This window comes from Idiomarina sp. D18 (assembly GCF_057748155.1).
In genome coordinates this window covers 906,362-922,067 of sequence record NZ_CM173240.1, presented here as the reverse complement: position 1 = coordinate 922,067, position 15,706 = coordinate 906,362, and the positions used below count along the sequence as shown (strand labels likewise).

The 15,706-nt window shown below is 48.0% G+C and carries 11 protein-coding genes; 3 read left to right on the top strand and 8 right to left on the bottom strand.

Annotation, left to right across the window (positions count from 1 at the left end; genetic code table 11):
• Window positions 1-2: 2 nt before the first annotated feature.
• Entirely contained in the window at window positions 3-737 is a 735-nt protein-coding gene (locus AC3AP5_RS04380) for a 3'-5' exonuclease (protein ID WP_290486126.1), read from the top strand.
• A gap of 12 nt (window positions 738-749) precedes the next feature.
• On the opposite strand, the gene AC3AP5_RS04375 is transcribed toward AC3AP5_RS04380, so the two are convergent.
• From AC3AP5_RS04375 to AC3AP5_RS04340, 8 genes are all read right to left on the bottom strand, one after another.
• Window positions 750-2,009, bottom strand: coding sequence for a hypothetical protein (locus AC3AP5_RS04375; protein ID WP_487327077.1), 1,260 nt, complete (start codon window positions 2,007-2,009; stop codon window positions 750-752).
• On the bottom strand, window positions 2,010-2,630 hold the full coding sequence (locus AC3AP5_RS04370; protein WP_487327076.1) for a condensin complex protein MksE: 621 nt from the start codon (window positions 2,628-2,630) through the stop codon (window positions 2,010-2,012).
• Window positions 2,627-6,313 carry an ATP-binding protein gene (locus AC3AP5_RS04365; RefSeq protein WP_487327075.1) on the bottom strand — a complete coding sequence of 1,229 codons (3,687 nt, stop codon included), beginning with the start codon at window positions 6,311-6,313 and terminating at the stop codon, window positions 2,627-2,629. The genes AC3AP5_RS04370 and AC3AP5_RS04365 overlap by 4 nt, the downstream gene beginning before the upstream one ends.
• Before the next feature lie 152 nt (window positions 6,314-6,465).
• Window positions 6,466-7,647, bottom strand: coding sequence for a 2-methylaconitate cis-trans isomerase PrpF (gene prpF / locus AC3AP5_RS04360; protein ID WP_487327074.1), 1,182 nt, complete (start codon window positions 7,645-7,647; stop codon window positions 6,466-6,468).
• Window position 7,648: 1 nt separating this feature from the next.
• Window positions 7,649-10,246: a Fe/S-dependent 2-methylisocitrate dehydratase AcnD gene (gene acnD / locus AC3AP5_RS04355; RefSeq protein WP_487327073.1), complete on the bottom strand. Its 2,598-nt coding sequence runs from the start codon at window positions 10,244-10,246 to the stop codon at window positions 7,649-7,651.
• A gap of 12 nt (window positions 10,247-10,258) precedes the next feature.
• Window positions 10,259-11,383 (bottom strand): bifunctional 2-methylcitrate synthase/citrate synthase, encoded by a 1,125-nt coding sequence (gene prpC / locus AC3AP5_RS04350; RefSeq protein ID WP_006955442.1) that lies wholly within the window; start codon window positions 11,381-11,383, stop codon window positions 10,259-10,261.
• Window positions 11,384-11,476: 93 nt separating this feature from the next.
• The gene (gene prpB / locus AC3AP5_RS04345) at window positions 11,477-12,358 is read right to left on the bottom strand and encodes a methylisocitrate lyase (protein ID WP_006955443.1); all 882 of its coding nucleotides are present in this window, start codon (window positions 12,356-12,358) and stop codon (window positions 11,477-11,479) included.
• Between the two features lie 2 nt (window positions 12,359-12,360).
• Window positions 12,361-13,044, bottom strand: a complete 684-nt coding sequence (locus AC3AP5_RS04340; protein WP_487327072.1) for a GntR family transcriptional regulator — start codon at window positions 13,042-13,044, stop codon at window positions 12,361-12,363.
• Between the two features lie 158 nt (window positions 13,045-13,202).
• On the opposite strand from AC3AP5_RS04340, the gene AC3AP5_RS04335 reads away from it, so the two are divergent.
• Together AC3AP5_RS04335 and AC3AP5_RS04330 are read left to right on the top strand one after the other, a co-directional pair.
• Entirely contained in the window at window positions 13,203-13,973 is a 771-nt protein-coding gene (locus tag AC3AP5_RS04335) for a TerC family protein (protein WP_487327071.1), read from the top strand.
• Between the two features lie 117 nt (window positions 13,974-14,090).
• Window positions 14,091-15,653 carry a peptide MFS transporter gene (locus tag AC3AP5_RS04330; protein ID WP_006955446.1) on the top strand — a complete coding sequence of 521 codons (1,563 nt, stop codon included), beginning with the start codon at window positions 14,091-14,093 and terminating at the stop codon, window positions 15,651-15,653.
• Window positions 15,654-15,706: the final 53 nt, after the last annotated feature.

The window sequence follows — 15,706 nt, the reverse complement described above, 5'->3', positions numbered from 1 at the left end:
GCATGTTTTACTTAAAACCGCGTGAGGTGATTAACTCCGACGCTGAGCGCGATTGGTCGACGGACTTTGCCACTTGGGCAGCGCACGTCAAAACGCCGATGTTTAAACACTATTTTGAACAGGGCATGGTTAATAAAGAGACCTTGATTAAAGACGCACCGATGGTCGCTGTTGATTTCGAGACCACCGGCCTAGATTGCCAGCGTAACAGCATCGTTAGTATCGCTGTCGTCCCCATGACAACACAGCGTATTTTTATGTCACAAGCGCGGCAGTGGGTCGTCAAACCACGACAAGACCTAACCGACGAATCGGTAGTGATTCACGGCATAACTCATTCTGATATTCAATCAGCACCGGATATCGAAGATATTTTACCTGAACTGCTTGAGTTAGTTGCAGGCAAGGTCTGGGTAGTACATTACAATGGCATTGAGCGCCCTTTTCTGCAAAAAGCGATGGATGCACGATTTGATGAGCATATTCACTTCCCTGTCATCGATACCATGGCCATTGAAGCCCGCTTTCATCGTCAACGGCGGTCATTATGGTCAAAACTAATGGGCAAACAGCCTTTATCCATCCGTCTTGCGGACAGTCGCGAGCGCTATAACCTGCCCTTTTACGCACCCCATGATGCGCTCACCGATGCGCTTGCATGTGCTGAACTTCTGCAGGCACAAATCCGACATCGCTACAGTCTCGACACACCACTTCAAGACATCTGGCTTCCCTAATCCAACGTGCAACTATGCAACACGTTTCGGTGGTGTCACCACCAAGTCTTCTATAATCTGCACGTTGTTGGTAGTGCTTACAGGACGCTCGTGACGTTGCAGTGGCAACTGCGCTTGTACGGAGCGAGCAAGCGTCTGATATTCACTGAGTACTTGAAACAACCAGATCTCGCCGTGCCACTGCAGTTCGTGCTGGGTAAGGTAGCTAAGCGCAGATTGCGCCTGCTGACTTTGAGCAACATTAATAAAGAACTGATCAACATCTTGTTTTAATTGGCGTTGCTGGGTCTCGAGTATCTCATCGTCAAACTGCTCGGTCGCTTGCGCTGATTCACTCAAAGGTGTTTGTTCACCACGCAAATGCCGCGTTTGCTGTAATGCATCATGCAAAGCCGCTAAGGTTTCACGCTGAGCATCTGAATTGTGGACATCGACATGCGCTGCTGCGCGAATAGCACGAGCTTGATTAAACAGCGTCGGTACCTGACTCTGTTCGGTATAATCACTGATCTTGAGTTCGGGATGCTGACGAAGAAACTGCGCCATATTACCAACCAATAAACTGCGCGACTGTTGCTCACGAAAGCGACTCATTAATTCAATCATACGGTGTTGAATTTCTAGCATGCTGGCGCGCTGCAAGCTCGTGCGTCGCTGTAACTGAACGACTAAAAGGTGCCGCAGCTTTACATGACCATCCGCGAGCGCAATACACTCGTCGTAGTCAATCATTGATAGACCTTCGAGCAAGCGTTCAATTTGATTCTGCGCGCGTTGATTTTCAGCCACCTTTTCGTCAAGGTTAGCGGCAAAACCAAAATCGGTATTCAGGCGATTCCATAAGCTGTGAATCGCCTCATCAAACTCAGCTACCAAATCATGTACACGCTCTTCAATCACCTGTAGTTTCAACTCTGCCAGATAGATATCGCTGCGCTGCTGCGCTTTTCTGAATGCATCCACCTGACCACGAATCGCTTCAAGCTTATCCGCGACGTCCGCTTGAATGGAACGCCGCCGCTCGTCCACAACCAAATTAGCAATCAGTTGTGCAACAGGTGCTCGTAAACGATATCCTTGGCCGCTCTCGGGCTGATAAATGATACGTGCATTTAAAAGGTTGCGTAATACACCCTCATTAACGCTGAGCTCATCTAAAACACCGGTTTGGTACGCCTGCATTAAAATAGCTGCGTGCCGACCTATCAGATTAAGTCGCTTTTCACCTTGCTCGATTCGCTGATCAGAAACATTTATTTGCTCGCCCGCCATTTACAGTAAAGCCTCTTGCTCTGGTTTTTCGTCAACTGGTAAATTTTCTTCGTCACGAATGAAGCGAATCACATCAATCAAATAATCCACTTTCCCAGTTACAATAAAGTAAGGTCTGTCACCATGAGGCTGCATTAAATAACCATGCTCGACCAACCGCTTAGCGATTTGCTTGATTTGCGCATCGACGGTTTCAGCTTGCGAGTTAAAAAAGCGATCACGCGCTAAGTTTGCTAGCCGTTGCTTTAAGCTTGGATTGTCCTCACAGGCCATCACCCACTCTGGCAGTTTTACCGTATCGCCCGGTACCAACGTACTATCATGACCGAGTGCTTCTTGCGTCAAGGTGAGCCACTCTAGTAACGGCATCAATGTAGCCAGAGTCTGAGTAAACTGTTGACGTAAATGCTCGCGCCCCTGCTTATCAAGCTGCTGATAGCTCAAGAAAAATACACTGCCGTCCGCCGCCTGGCTCACTGTCCTGTTCAGCGGCCGTAAATAATCATTTATCTGATTTTGTAATGTCTCATCCTGTAACTGCTGGTGATACTCTGGAAAACGTTGGGTACAGATAAACTCGCCCGCCAGTAGCGTCTCGATAATGGGACCAAATGTCATCATACGTGGTGCTCCTGTTGAACAAGGTAAGCCAGCTTCTCAGATAATCCAGAAACCTTTGGTTGAATGCGTTTCAACTGTCCTTTTCCCACCTTATCTGGATGTGCCTCAATTAAGTAACGATGCTTAAATAGCATCAAAACATCAGACTCAGGATTAGGAAAGGCGCCTACAATTTGAATGTGATTGCTATCACACGCATCAAAAAGTTTCTCGACGTTGTGATAGGCCAAGGTACCGATTTCGTCAATCGGCCAATGGAGCGTTATCGCCTCGCTATCCGTGCGCAACAAACGTGTGAAGGCTAATAAGAATTTACACAAGATCAGATAAGCCATTCCATGGCTCGACGATTCAGCAAGCTGGCGATCATTCCGAATCACAAGCTCATTGCCAGCTTCGGTCAAGAACAACTCAATCTTCAATAATGATTCGATACTGTATTTTTGATCGGCCCGCAAAATATCGGCGACCATTCCCAACTGCAACAAGTAGTCTTCGTTTGGGAGTCTATCGCCGGACTGCTGCCATTGCTCATAACTTGCTACAAACTGTGTGAGCGGTTCCCAAAATCCCAACGCATCGATAGTTGAACTGATTTTTACTTCGGCGCGGTCAATACCAGACAGTGATAATTCATTACCCACCGCATCCGTTAAACGACGACTGTATTGAGCCACGCGTTTATGGATATCATTGAACACAGTAAAGAAGTCGACTAGATCTTTACTAATATTATGACCGGTCGCCAATATCGCTTGCTGATGTTCCTCAAGGTAATTCAGCATGGCTTGGTACAGCGCTAAATTGGAAGCAATATCGTCACCTACATTCATGCGTTCTCGACTTTCTTCCATGAAGTTAAGGAAATCAGTTTGGGCATCACGGCGCAATTGATTATCAAACTGACGAAGCTGCTCATTCAGCACTTTATCACTATGCAAAAAGCGCTCATATACGTCGTCGCAGCGTCCTATAAGTTCACTACTATCACTGTGTTCTAGCGACCCTTTTTGCCTGCTCTGTTGTAACTCGGGTGTCAAAGTCGGTATGTGTTCGAGCTTGTTTACACTCTCTCGCAAACGCTGTAAGAGCGTAGTGGACTGCTCTAACGTTAACTGGGTACGCTGACGTTGCTCGACATCTTGGGCCTTGCTTTGCTCAAAGGCATCTTTAGCCAAGCGTTTTTTATCTTCAAGCGCGAGAATTTCAGACTGCAGCTGTTGCTCTCTCTGCTGCCATTGTGGACGTGCCGACTGCCAAACTGACTCTTTAAAGTGGCGATACTCTCGCACTAGTTCTTGGCGCTCAAGCGCTTGCTGTATCGCTTCGTTTAGCTGTTCCTCACGCTGCTTTAACTGGTTAATATCGTGCTCATTAACGCCCTGCTGGGCAAGCTTGTCACTGAATGCACGTTCCAATGCTTTAATGTCATCTTTGAGTTGTGCACGTTCCTCAGCCTGCTGCTGCCGCTCAAAGTCTTGAGATTCGTGCAATTGCGCAACCGCGTCTTGCTGCTCCGCTTTTAACTCTATCTCAGCGCTACGCTGCTGTTCTATCAATTCTTGCGCACTGAATTCAATATGTTCATTAAGGCTCTCCAAGCGTTCCTCAAGTGTCGCTTTCTGCGCACTTAGTTGTTCAGTCCGTTCAGAGATTTGTCGTTTGATCGCTGCTTTTAAGCGCGCTTGCGCATCGAGTGCATATTCTAATTCACGTTGCTGCTTGTGAAGCTGTTGCTGCACCATTCTTAGCTGCGCCTCGGCATCAGTGACATGTTCAGTTTCACGCGCTAACTGTTGTTCGGTTTCGTCGACGCACTTAATCAGTGACTGTTGTTGTTTTTGCAACCGTTCTAGTTCAGCTCTACCCTCTGTGTCATCGTGATAGGTCGCTTCAATCGCCGCAAGATCAAGCTGCAAGCCAAATACACTGGTGTTATCTTGTCCAAGCACGGGATTCAGATCAGTTCGCTCTAACAACGCGGGTGAAATGACCTTACCAATCGTCTCATGCCACTCCGGTGCTTGGCTATGTAAAAAGCCTCGTAAACTATCGGGTTCGGGCTCAAGCTCAATGCTCTTTTGCTTAATTGCGATCTTGACCGAAGCGAGTTGCTCACGCTCACGATTAAGTTCTTCGCTGACGCGTAAACGGTTGCGTTGGGCTAAGTTTAATTGCTCACGCGCATGCTCCAGTTGGTCGCGCTGCAACGTCAGCTGCTCTTGCGCGTCAGCGACGCGTTCAACCATCGCATCCAATTGCTGTTGCTCTTCCGCATTGGCATTATGACTCTGTTCAGAGTGAAGCGCAGCCAACTTGAGTTTGACCGCCTCGCGCTCATCGCGCCAACGTTCGGTTTGTTCATTGCGACGCAGTTGATGTTGCTCACGGAGCGCGGCCAACACCTCACTGTGGCTCGCGTGCAGTTCAGCAAGCTCAGTAGCAAGCCCATCGAGTTTGGCTTGATGCTTACCATCACGGCGCTGCTGTCGCTCAGTCAGCTTGAGCTTCTCGCTATCCAGTTGTTGGCGTTCACTCTGATGCGCCTCAAGTAACACAATACGCTGTTGCTTAACTTCATCAGCTTGCTCCCGCAAGGCTGGCAAACGCTCAATTTTGTGTTCCCACTCCTCAATATTCGCATCGCGAAAAGCATCGGCTTTACTTTGAGCTTCATCTAACTGCCGCTCTACTTGCTTAAGCTCAGCCTTATGTTCGCTTAGCGTTTCATTAACTTGGTCACGTTGCTGTTCATAATCGGCCGTACGTTGACTGATCCGTTGTTCTATCGTTCTTAACGTTGCTTTTAAATCACGTTCTTGATCGGCTAACTGCTCTCTATGCTCAAGCAATAAAGGTTGAATAGCCCAAAGCTCTGCTAACTCATCGCCATAGCGATGAGCACCGCTTGAGAGTTTGGTGAAAGCGGCCTGTAGATCATCCAAGCGCATCGTTTGCCGCATTTGTTCAATCCATCTGCGGATCTTTTCACCACGAATCGAACTGTGGGGGACAGCATGTCCGTCTTCTTCTAGAATCGCTGCTAACATGCTACGTAAAGTATCCATTTTGCCTTCTTTAGCATGCACAGCACTGACCAGTTTTTCGATATGACGTAATTTATGAGGCGCTTTCACCAACGCAAAGCGTGCCGCCAATTGACGCAGTTTTACGCTATCTTTTTGGGTATGTTGCAACGCTTGTACATCATTTTGAATCAGCGTACGAAACTCGCTTGTTGCACTAATTTTATGGCTAAAAAGATGCCCTTTCGCGCGCAATCGCTTCAACCACTCCTGATAGTCAACCGCAATCACTTTATCACCTTGCTCGTCGAGGTAATCTTGTGGGCAATATTCAGCATCGATAAAACGGTAATCAACGCCATCGTTACGTTTGGTCAACACCACTTGGACGTCGCGTTGCGCCGCAGACTGATATGAATAAATAATGTAGCTATTACTATACGGCAGATAGAACTTGTCAAAGTTGTCGCGGGTTTTAGGCACCACTTTATTGGGTTGCTCGCCATAAAACACGGGGATCATACGTTGTAACGTGGTTTTCCCCGACGCGTTACTACCACAAATATTGGTGTGCCCTTCTAAATCCAGTTCCACGATACCCGGGAGGTGACCGTTAATCATAATTATTTTTTTAAGACGAGCCGCATTACCTGCCATATTGTTCCTCGTAACACCTTCACCAAAGCCGTTAATGATAGCATGCATTCTGCATCGTGAGCGATGCACTAACGGACAATTTACATCCGTTAAAACCATAAAAAAAGCGCCCCAAAGGACGCTTTCAGCAATCGTTATGAATTAGCGGGTCATTAATCCAACACCTCTGCAGGTACTCTCACCCAGCCTTCCATAAGCACACGTGCACTTCGACTCATAATGGCTTTGACAGCACGCCATTCACCATCTTTTAGGAGCGTTTCAGCACCGACTTGCAACGTACCCGACGGATGACCAAAGTTGACCATCGTGCGCTCACCGCCACCGGCGGCTTGGTTTACTAATGTACCTGGAATAGAAGCGGCTGTGCCAATTGCCACCGCAGCCGTTCCCATCATCGCGTGATGTAGTTTACCCATCGACATAGCACGGACAAGCAAGTCAACATCACCGGCCTCAATCACTTTACCGCTCGAGGCGGTGTAGGTCTTACCGGGTGCTACAAAGGCTAATTTCGGCGTATGTTGACGCTGCGCGGCTTCTTCTACTTGATCGATCAATCCCATGCGAACCGCGGCATGAGCCCGAATCGTCTCGAGTCGCGTCAAGGCTGCTGCGTCACCATTTATCGCTTCTTGCAACTCAGTTCCCTCGTAGCCTAACGCCTCGGCGCGCAGAAATACGGTAGGAATACCCGCATTGATAAAGGTAGCCTCTAAGGTTCCGACGCCAGGCACCTCAAATGTATCGACAAGATTTCCGGTGGGAAACATCTGCTCACCATCGGCGGAGGGATCCATAAACTCGATCGCGACTTCAGCCGCTGGAAACGTCACACCATCAAGCTCAAAGTCACCCATTTCTTGTACTTGTCCGTCTTGCATCGGTACCTTATTGACAATAGTTTTGCCAATGTTTGCCTGCCAAATACGGACTTCAGCGATACCGTTTTCCGGCACGCGATCGGCGTCAACGAGGCCTTGAGTTATTGCAAAAGCCCCCACCGCAGACGACAAATTACCGCAGTTACCGCTCCAGTCAACAAAGGGGGTATCAATCGATACCTGACCAAATAGGTAATCAACATCATGGTTGGGTTGCGTGCTTTTCGACACGATGACCGTTTTACTGGTGCTTGATGTCGCGCCGCCCATACCATCAGTATGCTTAGCGTAAGGATCGGGGCTGCCAATCACGCGCATCAGAAGTGCATCGCGCACCTTACCTGGCTGCTGCGCGGCCTCAGGTAAGTCCGCTAAGTTAAAAAATACACCTTTTGAAGTCCCGCCACGCATATAGGTGGCGGGAATTTTCAACTGTGGCCTAAATTTCATATCAACTTGCCTCAGCCTCAAGAAAGTCTTGTGCAAACCGTTGCAGCACACCACCCGCCGAATAAATGGATACTTCTTCTTTGGTATCCAAGCGGCAGATCACGGGCACTTCAATATCTTCACCATTGGCTCGGTGAATCATTAAACTCAGTCGCGCACCAGGAGCCGGTTCGCCCTTAACATCATAGGTTTCAGAACCATCAAGTGCTAATGTCTTGCGGGTTGTGCCCTCTTCAAACTGCAGCGGCAAGACGCCCATACCAATTAAGTTGGTACGATGAATACGCTCGAAACCTTCTGCGACGATAGCTTCAACCCCAGCTAAGCGGACACCTTTAGCGGCCCAGTCGCGCGATGAACCTTGACCATAGTCAGCACCTGCCACGATGATCAATGGTTGCTTTTGAGTCATGTAGTGCTCAATCGCTTCCCACATGCGTACGGTTTTACCTTCAGGTTCAATCCGTGCCAACGAACCTTGAATCACATTGCCAGCATCATCCCGCACCATTTCGTTAAACAATTTCGGGTTGGCAAACGTTGCACGTTGAGCCGTTAAATGATCGCCACGGTGGGTCGCATAAGAGTTAAAGTCTTCTTCTGGCAAGCCCATTTTAGCGAGGTATTCACCCGCTGCGCTGTCAGCAAGAATCGCATTCGAAGGTGACAAATGATCCGTAGTGATGTTGTCGCCAAGTACCGCTAAAGGACGCATCCCTGTTAAGCTTGGCTTAGCGGCCAATGCACCTTCCCAGTACGGGGGCCGACGGATGTATGTCGACATTTCACGCCAATCATAGAGTGGGTTAATATCGTCACCGTAATCGACCGAAAGATTAAACATCGGATCGTACACTTTCCGGAACTGCTCAGGCTTAACGCTCGATTTAACGATAGCGTCAATTTCTTCGTCACTTGGCCAGATGTCTTTTAACGTGACTGCGTTGCCGTCAGTGTCATAGCCCAACACGTCTTTCTCGATATCAAAGCGCATAGTGCCCGCAATCGCATAAGCAACAACCAATGGCGGTGATGCTAAGAACGCTTGTTTTGCATAAGGGTGAATCCGACCATCAAAGTTACGGTTACCCGATAGCACTGCTGTCGAGAATAAATCACGGTCGATAATTTCTTGTTGGATCTTAGGATCAAGTGCACCACTCATACCGTTACAGGTCGTGCATGCAAACGCCACGACACCAAAACCGAGTGTTTCCAGCTCTGGCAACAATTGCGCTTCTTCTAAGTACATCTTAACGGTCTTAGAGCCCGGTGCGAGTGAGCTTTTTACCCATGGCTTACGCGTTAAACCCAATTTATTGGCGTTACGCGCTATCAAGCCCGCCGCAATCATATTGCGTGGGTTACTGGTGTTTGTACAGCTCGTAATAGCTGCGATAATTACCGCGCCATCAGGCATTTTTCCATCTTCAGGTGACTCAATATGCTTCGCCACTCCCCGCTCAGTCAACTCGCCAGCGGGCAACAATGAGTGAGGATTAGATGGACCGGCTAAGTTACGTTTTACTTGGCTTAAGTCAAACGTTAGAACGCGCTCATATTCTGCGGTCTCAAGACTATCGCCCCATAACCCTGTCTCTTTGGCGTATTGTTCCACCAACTCAACCTGATCGTCATCACGTCCGGTTAATTTAAGATAATCAATGGTCTGCTCATCGATGTAGAACATCGCTGCCGTGGCACCGTATTCTGGCGTCATATTAGAGATGGTCGCCCGATCGCCGACAGTCAGGGCTTTAGCACCTTCACCATAAAATTCGAGGTAAGCACCGACCACACGTTCTTTACGCAGGAACTGAGTCAATGCGAGTACCAAATCGGTGCTGGTAATGCCTGGCTGTAACTTACCAGTCAATTCAACGCCCACGATATCGGGCAAGCGTAGATAAGATGCACGCCCAAGCATGACACTCTCAGCCTCAAGACCGCCCACACCTACCGAGATGACACCCAAGGCATCAACCATCGGCGTGTGGCTGTCCGTGCCTACGCAGGTATCTACAAAGGCGACATTGTCACGCACTTGCACAACCGGTGACATCTTCTCCAAATTGATCTGGTGCATGATGCCGTTACCTGGAGGGATAACATCCACGTTTTTAAACGCAGTTTTAGTCCAGTTAATGAAGTGAAAGCGATCATCATTGCGACGGTCTTCAATCGCACGGTTCTTCTCGAACGCGTCCTTTTCAAAGCCTGCGTGCTCCACCGCGAGCGAGTGGTCAACAATCAACTGAGTGGGAACCACCGGGTTCACTTTTGCCGGATCACCACCTTTCTCAGCGATAGCATCACGCAACCCCGCTAAGTCGACCAACGCGGTCTGACCTAAGATATCATGGCAAACGACACGGGCTGGAAACCACGGAAAATCATACTCACGTTTGCGGTAAATTAATTGCTCAAGTGACTGTTTAAGAAGCTCCGGTTCACAGCGGCGCACCAAGTTCTCGGCAAAGACACGACTTGAGTACGGTAGCTTGTCGTAGGCGCCCGCTTCTATATCTTCCACCGCCGCTCGAGCATCAAAGTACTCGAGCGTGGTGCCTGTTAACGATTTACGATAATTCGAACTCATCCCACCACCTACTTATCGTTCGCTGATAGCGGGTACTGGACGCGCTTCTGGACCGGTGTAATCCGCCGAAGGACGAATGATACGGTTGTTTGCACGTTGTTCTTTCACGTGTGCCGTCCAACCTGTAACACGTGACATCACAAAGATTGGCGTAAATAGTTTTGTAGGAATGTTCATATAGTTGTAGGCTGACGCGTGGAAAAAGTCCGCGTTCGGGAACAGCTTCTTCTCACGCCACATGACTTCTTCACAGCGCACTGAAACATCATACAAGCGAGAATCCCCATTCTCTTCGGCAAGCTTCTTAGACCATGCTTTGATGATGTCATTGCGTGGGTCAAACTCGCGATAAATCGCATGACCAAAGCCCATGATCTTTTCTTTACGCTCGAGCATACCCATGAGTGTTTTCTCAGCATCTTCTGGATCTTTCATGTCCTCGATAAGCTCCATTGCTGCTTCGTTGGCACCACCATGCAGTGGACCACGCAATGAACCGATCGCACCGGTCACACACGAGTGAATGTCAGACAACGTCGATGCACATACACGCGCTGTGAAGGTTGATGCATTGAACTCGTGCTCTGCATACAAGATCAACGACGTGTTCATCACGTCAGCATGTAATTTAGACGGTGATTCATCATGCAATAAGCGTAGGAAGTGCGCTCCAGTGGACTGCTCTTCAGAGTCAGTATCGATACGCACGCCATCGTGCGTAAAGCGGTACCAATACAACACCATACCTGGGAAAGTTGCGATCATACGTTCAATTTTATCGTCCGCTTCATCGAAGCTTTCTTCAGTCTCGAGGTTGCCTAACATTGAGCAGCCTGTACGTAGCACGTCCATCGGATGCGCTTCTTTTGGAATACGCTCCAGTACGTCTTTGACTTCCTGCGGTAGGATGCGCATGGATTTTAGACGCTTACGGTATGCATCTAATTCAGCTTGATTAGGCAATTCACCTTTCGCGAGCAAATACGCGACTTCTTCAAAGCTCACCTTCTCCGCTAACTCTTTAATGTCATAGCCGCGATAAGTGAGGCCAGAACCTGATTTACCCACGGTACATAGTGCGGTTTCACCCGCTGATTGGCCACGTAATCCTGCACCACCTAGTTTTTTCTCTGCCATGGTTTTATTCCTTCTTAATTTGTTGTGATTGACTTGCGCCTAAGGCGCAAGCTACATAATCAATTCTTGCGCCTTAGGCGCAAGCTACCGAGCTTATTTTTTGAATAGGTTGTCTAGTTTTTCTTCGAACTCATGGTAGTTCAAAAATTCATAGAGTTCTGCACGCGTTTGCATATCATCAACAACCGCTTTCTGATCGCCGTTCTCAAGAATACTATTGTAGACATTTAACGCTGCTTTGTTCATCGCACGGAATGCGCTCAACGGATACAATACAATATCGACACCGACGTCAGCCAGCTCTTGCTTATTGAACAATGGCGTTGCTCCGAATTCGGTAATGTTAGCCAATACTGGCACATCAAGCGCTTCAGTGAAGGCTTGATATTGCTCCAGTGTGTGCACCGCTTCTGCAAAAATCGCATCCGCACCCACGTCGACACACGCTTGCGCGCGCTCAATGGCAGCATCTAAGCCTTGTTGCTGTAACGCGTCAGTACGCGCCATAATTAGAAACTGGTCATCAATACGGGCATCAACGGCCGCCTTAACGCGGTCAACCATCTCAGCTTGAGTAACGATCTCTTTATTTGGGCGGTGACCACAACGCTTTTGCGCAACTTGGTCTTCAATATGAATACCCGCTGCACCTGCACGCGTCATTTCTTTAACAGTGCGTGCGATATTGAATGCACCACCCCAGCCTGTGTCGGCATCAACTAATAATGGCAAGTCTGAAGCGCCGGTAATACGGCGAATATCTTCGCACACGTCATTCAGTGAAGTCATACCCAAGTCAGGTAAACCAAAAGAGGCATTAGCAACACCTGCGCCCGACAAATAAAGCGCTTTGTGGCCCACTTTTTCAGCCATCATGGCTGTGTAAGCGTTAATCGTACCGACGATCTGCAAAGGATTTTCTTGTTCAATTGCACGACGCAGTTTTGCGCCCGCACTTTGGATTCCGTTACTCATTATCACTTCTCCTGTTGTGCTAGTTTAATTTCGATGTTTTTACGCGACGCGCTAATATGACGCCGCATCAATAAGTCCGCGAGTTCACCGTCACGATTGCCAATGGCGGTCAAAATCGCTTTATGCTCATCAAAGGCGCGTGAAACACGAGGTCCATTCATCCCCATCTGGACGCGATACATCCTGACCAAATAGTAAAGTTCATCACAGAGCATATTTATCAGATAGGGATTCTTGCTCCCTAAGATGACACGATAATGAAAGTCCAAATCGCCCGCTTCTTGATAGTAACTTTCACCTTCGCGCACGCGCTGATGCGCCAAGTGTTGATCAAGCAAACTCTGAAGTTGCTCGATTTCCTCGGTTGCCATGTACTCGGCAGCCAACCGACACGCTAACCCTTCTAATTCTTCACGAATTTGATATAAATGGATGAGTCCTTGATAAGATAGCTGAACGACACGGGCTCCGGCATTTGGCGTTCGTTCAATGAGATGGCAGCGCTCCAACCGAGCAAGTGCCTCGCGCAGAGGTGCACGGCTGATGTTAAATTTACGAGCAAGCTCAGGCTCGCTAATTTTGCTCCCAGCGGCAATTTCGCCCTCGACCACGGCTCTTTGAATCTGAACAAGAACCCGGTCAGCGGAGGTTACAGCTGGTTTGGCAATAGGTGAAAGCACTTCCATATGAAATTGTCGACATAATTAAGTGTTGTCACTATTCTGCCCGATCATTTAAGTATATTACAAGCATATTTATAAAGTATTGTCGACAATACTGGAAAGATTGCTTTTCAGTTGAAGACCTTCACTATAATTTAAGACGTCAAATTTCGGAGAAGATTATGTTTGAGTGGATCGCCATGCCCGAGGCATGGATTGCATTGGCTACACTGACCGCATTAGAAATTGTACTGGGCATTGATAACATTATTTTCATTTCTATTTTAGTTGGTCGTTTGCCTGAACACCAGCGGAACCGAGCTAGAACGCTGGGCCTAATATTAGCAATGGGCACGCGACTATTGCTTTTATTCTCCCTCACTTGGGTCATGTCATTAACAACTCCCTTATTCGACGTCCTTGGTAAATCAATCTCGGGGCGTGATCTCATCTTACTGCTGGGTGGCTTATTCTTACTTGGCAAAAGTACCTTAGAGATACACCATGCGCTTGAAGGCGAGTCGAGCGAGGGACACGGTGCTGTACAAGCCAATTTTGTCGCTATACTGGTGCAAATTGCAGTGCTCGATATCGTATTCTCACTTGATTCAGTCATTACTGCGGTCGGTTTAGCGGATCATCTGTCGGTCATGGTGATTGCGGTTATCCTATCCGTTGGCGTCATGCTGATTGCGGCTAAGTCGGTTTCAGATTTTGTCGACAAACACCCCACTATTAAGATGTTAGCGTTAAGTTTCCTCATTTTGATTGGCATGACCTTAGTTGGCGAGGGAATGGGCTTTCATGTGCCTAAAGGGTATGTCTATTTTGCCATGGCGTTCTCACTTGCGGTGGAATTTTTAAACATCCGCGTGCGTGCCAAAAAACGGGCTTCAGAACCTGTACAGCTGAGAAAGTCTATCCCGGGGGACAGCCAACCCAAAAACCAATAAATTCATCGCTAAAGGTTTTAATCATGGGCATTGGCTAGTAAAGTATGACCACTTTTTTCGACTTCGACCAAAGTCGAATGGGTCAACATTAATTTTTATAACAAACGGATAATTAAAATGGATCCAAAAAATATTGTCGACAAAGACGCTAGTTTTTTCGGACAGCCAGGGGGACTTCAAACCCTGTTCTTTACCGAAATGTGGGAGCGCATGAGTTACTACGGCATGCGCGCGTTGCTCGTGCTGTTTATGACCGCCTCAATGCAAGAAGGTGGACTTGCCATTACCGTCGCCTCCGCTACAGCAATTTACGGTCTTTATACCGGTGCTGTTTATTTCATGGGTCTTCCTGGTGGTTGGATTGCTGACCGCCTTCTGGGTGGCCAACGCGCAACCTGGTATGGTGGCATTATCATCATGCTGGGCCATATCGTACTGGCAATCCCAAGCGAAGCCAGCTTCTTTATCGGTATGATCCTCGTTGTTCTTGGAACAGGTCTTCTCAAACCGAATATCACGGCGATGGTGGGTCAACTGTATAGTTCAAATGATGACCGTCGTGATGGTGGCTATACCCTTTACTACATGGGTATTAACATTGGTTCTATTATCGGTTACTTCGTTACCGGTTACTTGCAAGAAAATGCCGGTTATCACTGGGGCTTTGGTGCTGCAGCCGTCGGTATGGCTTTTGGCCTAATTCAATACAAATTGACACAGCCCAAGTTAAAGGGTGTTGGCGAGAAGCCAGCTAAACCGATGAGCGCAGGTGCTGCCAAGCGTAGCTGGGCAGTAATTTATTTGCTATTGGCGGGTCTGGCAACCGTCACCTATCTAGCGCTAAACAATATTATTGTTATTGATCCAGTGGTATTAGCTGGCAACGTGGCCGTTATCTTTACTATCATTTTCTTCGTGTATTACCTGAGTATTTTCCTGTTTGGTAAACTGACACGCAATGAAATGAAACGCCTCGGCGCCTTGTTCCTCGTGTGTATCGCATCAACCATGTTCTGGGCAGGCTTCGAGCAAGCCGGTTCTTCATTTAATTTGTTTGCACGTGACTTAACCGATCGTATGATTGGCGACTTTGAAATTCCAACCACTTGGTTCCAATCGTTAAATTCAATTTTCCTGGTCACGTTGTCACCATTCTTCGCGGCGCTTTGGATTAACCTCAGTAAACGCATGATTAACCCTTCTTACGGCTTTAAGAGTGCAATCGGTCTGATGATCATGGCAACCGGCTTTATCGTCATGTTCTTCGCCTCTCAAGCCGCTGCAAGTGGACTTAAGGTCGCGCCTTACTGGCTAGTTGCTGTTTACTTCATTCACACCGTGGGTGAACTATGCTTGAGCCCTGTCGCATTAAGTGCCGTCAGTAAATTGTCGCCAAAACGCATGGCGGGCCAGTTAATGGGCGTATTCGTACTGACCTATGCGATGGGTAACTTAATTGCTGGCTTGTTAGCAGGTGGTCTTGATCCTGAAAACCCTCAAGCCATGCCAGAGCTCTACTGGACGATATTCCTATTCGGTGTCAGTGTGGGTGCGGTAGTATTCGTTCTCGCCTTCTTCACTCGTAAGTGGGAAAAGCTGCCACCAGACGACGGTGAAGCTGACAACGATGATCATCCAGGTGCAGTTATTGACGCTAATGAGCCAGTCAATAAACCGTAAAGTGAGATGTATCGCATCATTAAAAAAGGGGCTTAGGCCTAATGCTTGTCAGT

What these genes read in the sequence shown, in the direction of transcription:
- AC3AP5_RS04380 (WP_290486126.1), top strand. Translation starts at nt 3, where the DNA reads ATGTTTTACTTAAAACCGCGTGAGGTGATTAACTCCGACGCTGAGCGC.
- AC3AP5_RS04375 (WP_487327077.1), bottom strand. Translation starts at nt 2,009, where the DNA reads ATGGCGGGCGAGCAAATAAATGTTTCTGATCAGCGAATCGAGCAAGGT.
- AC3AP5_RS04370 (WP_487327076.1), bottom strand. Translation starts at nt 2,630, where the DNA reads ATGATGACATTTGGTCCCATTATCGAGACGCTACTGGCGGGCGAGTTT.
- AC3AP5_RS04365 (WP_487327075.1), bottom strand. Translation starts at nt 6,313, where the DNA reads ATGGCAGGTAATGCGGCTCGTCTTAAAAAAATAATTATGATTAACGGT.
- prpF (WP_487327074.1), bottom strand. Translation starts at nt 7,647, where the DNA reads ATGAAATTTAGGCCACAGTTGAAAATTCCCGCCACCTATATGCGTGGC.
- acnD (WP_487327073.1), bottom strand. Translation starts at nt 10,246, where the DNA reads ATGAGTTCGAATTATCGTAAATCGTTAACAGGCACCACGCTCGAGTAC.
- prpC (WP_006955442.1), bottom strand. Translation starts at nt 11,383, where the DNA reads ATGGCAGAGAAAAAACTAGGTGGTGCAGGATTACGTGGCCAATCAGCG.
- prpB (WP_006955443.1), bottom strand. Translation starts at nt 12,358, where the DNA reads ATGAGTAACGGAATCCAAAGTGCGGGCGCAAAACTGCGTCGTGCAATT.
- AC3AP5_RS04340 (WP_487327072.1), bottom strand. Translation starts at nt 13,044, where the DNA reads ATGGAAGTGCTTTCACCTATTGCCAAACCAGCTGTAACCTCCGCTGAC.
- AC3AP5_RS04335 (WP_487327071.1), top strand. Translation starts at nt 13,203, where the DNA reads ATGTTTGAGTGGATCGCCATGCCCGAGGCATGGATTGCATTGGCTACA.
- AC3AP5_RS04330 (WP_006955446.1), top strand. Translation starts at nt 14,091, where the DNA reads ATGGATCCAAAAAATATTGTCGACAAAGACGCTAGTTTTTTCGGACAG.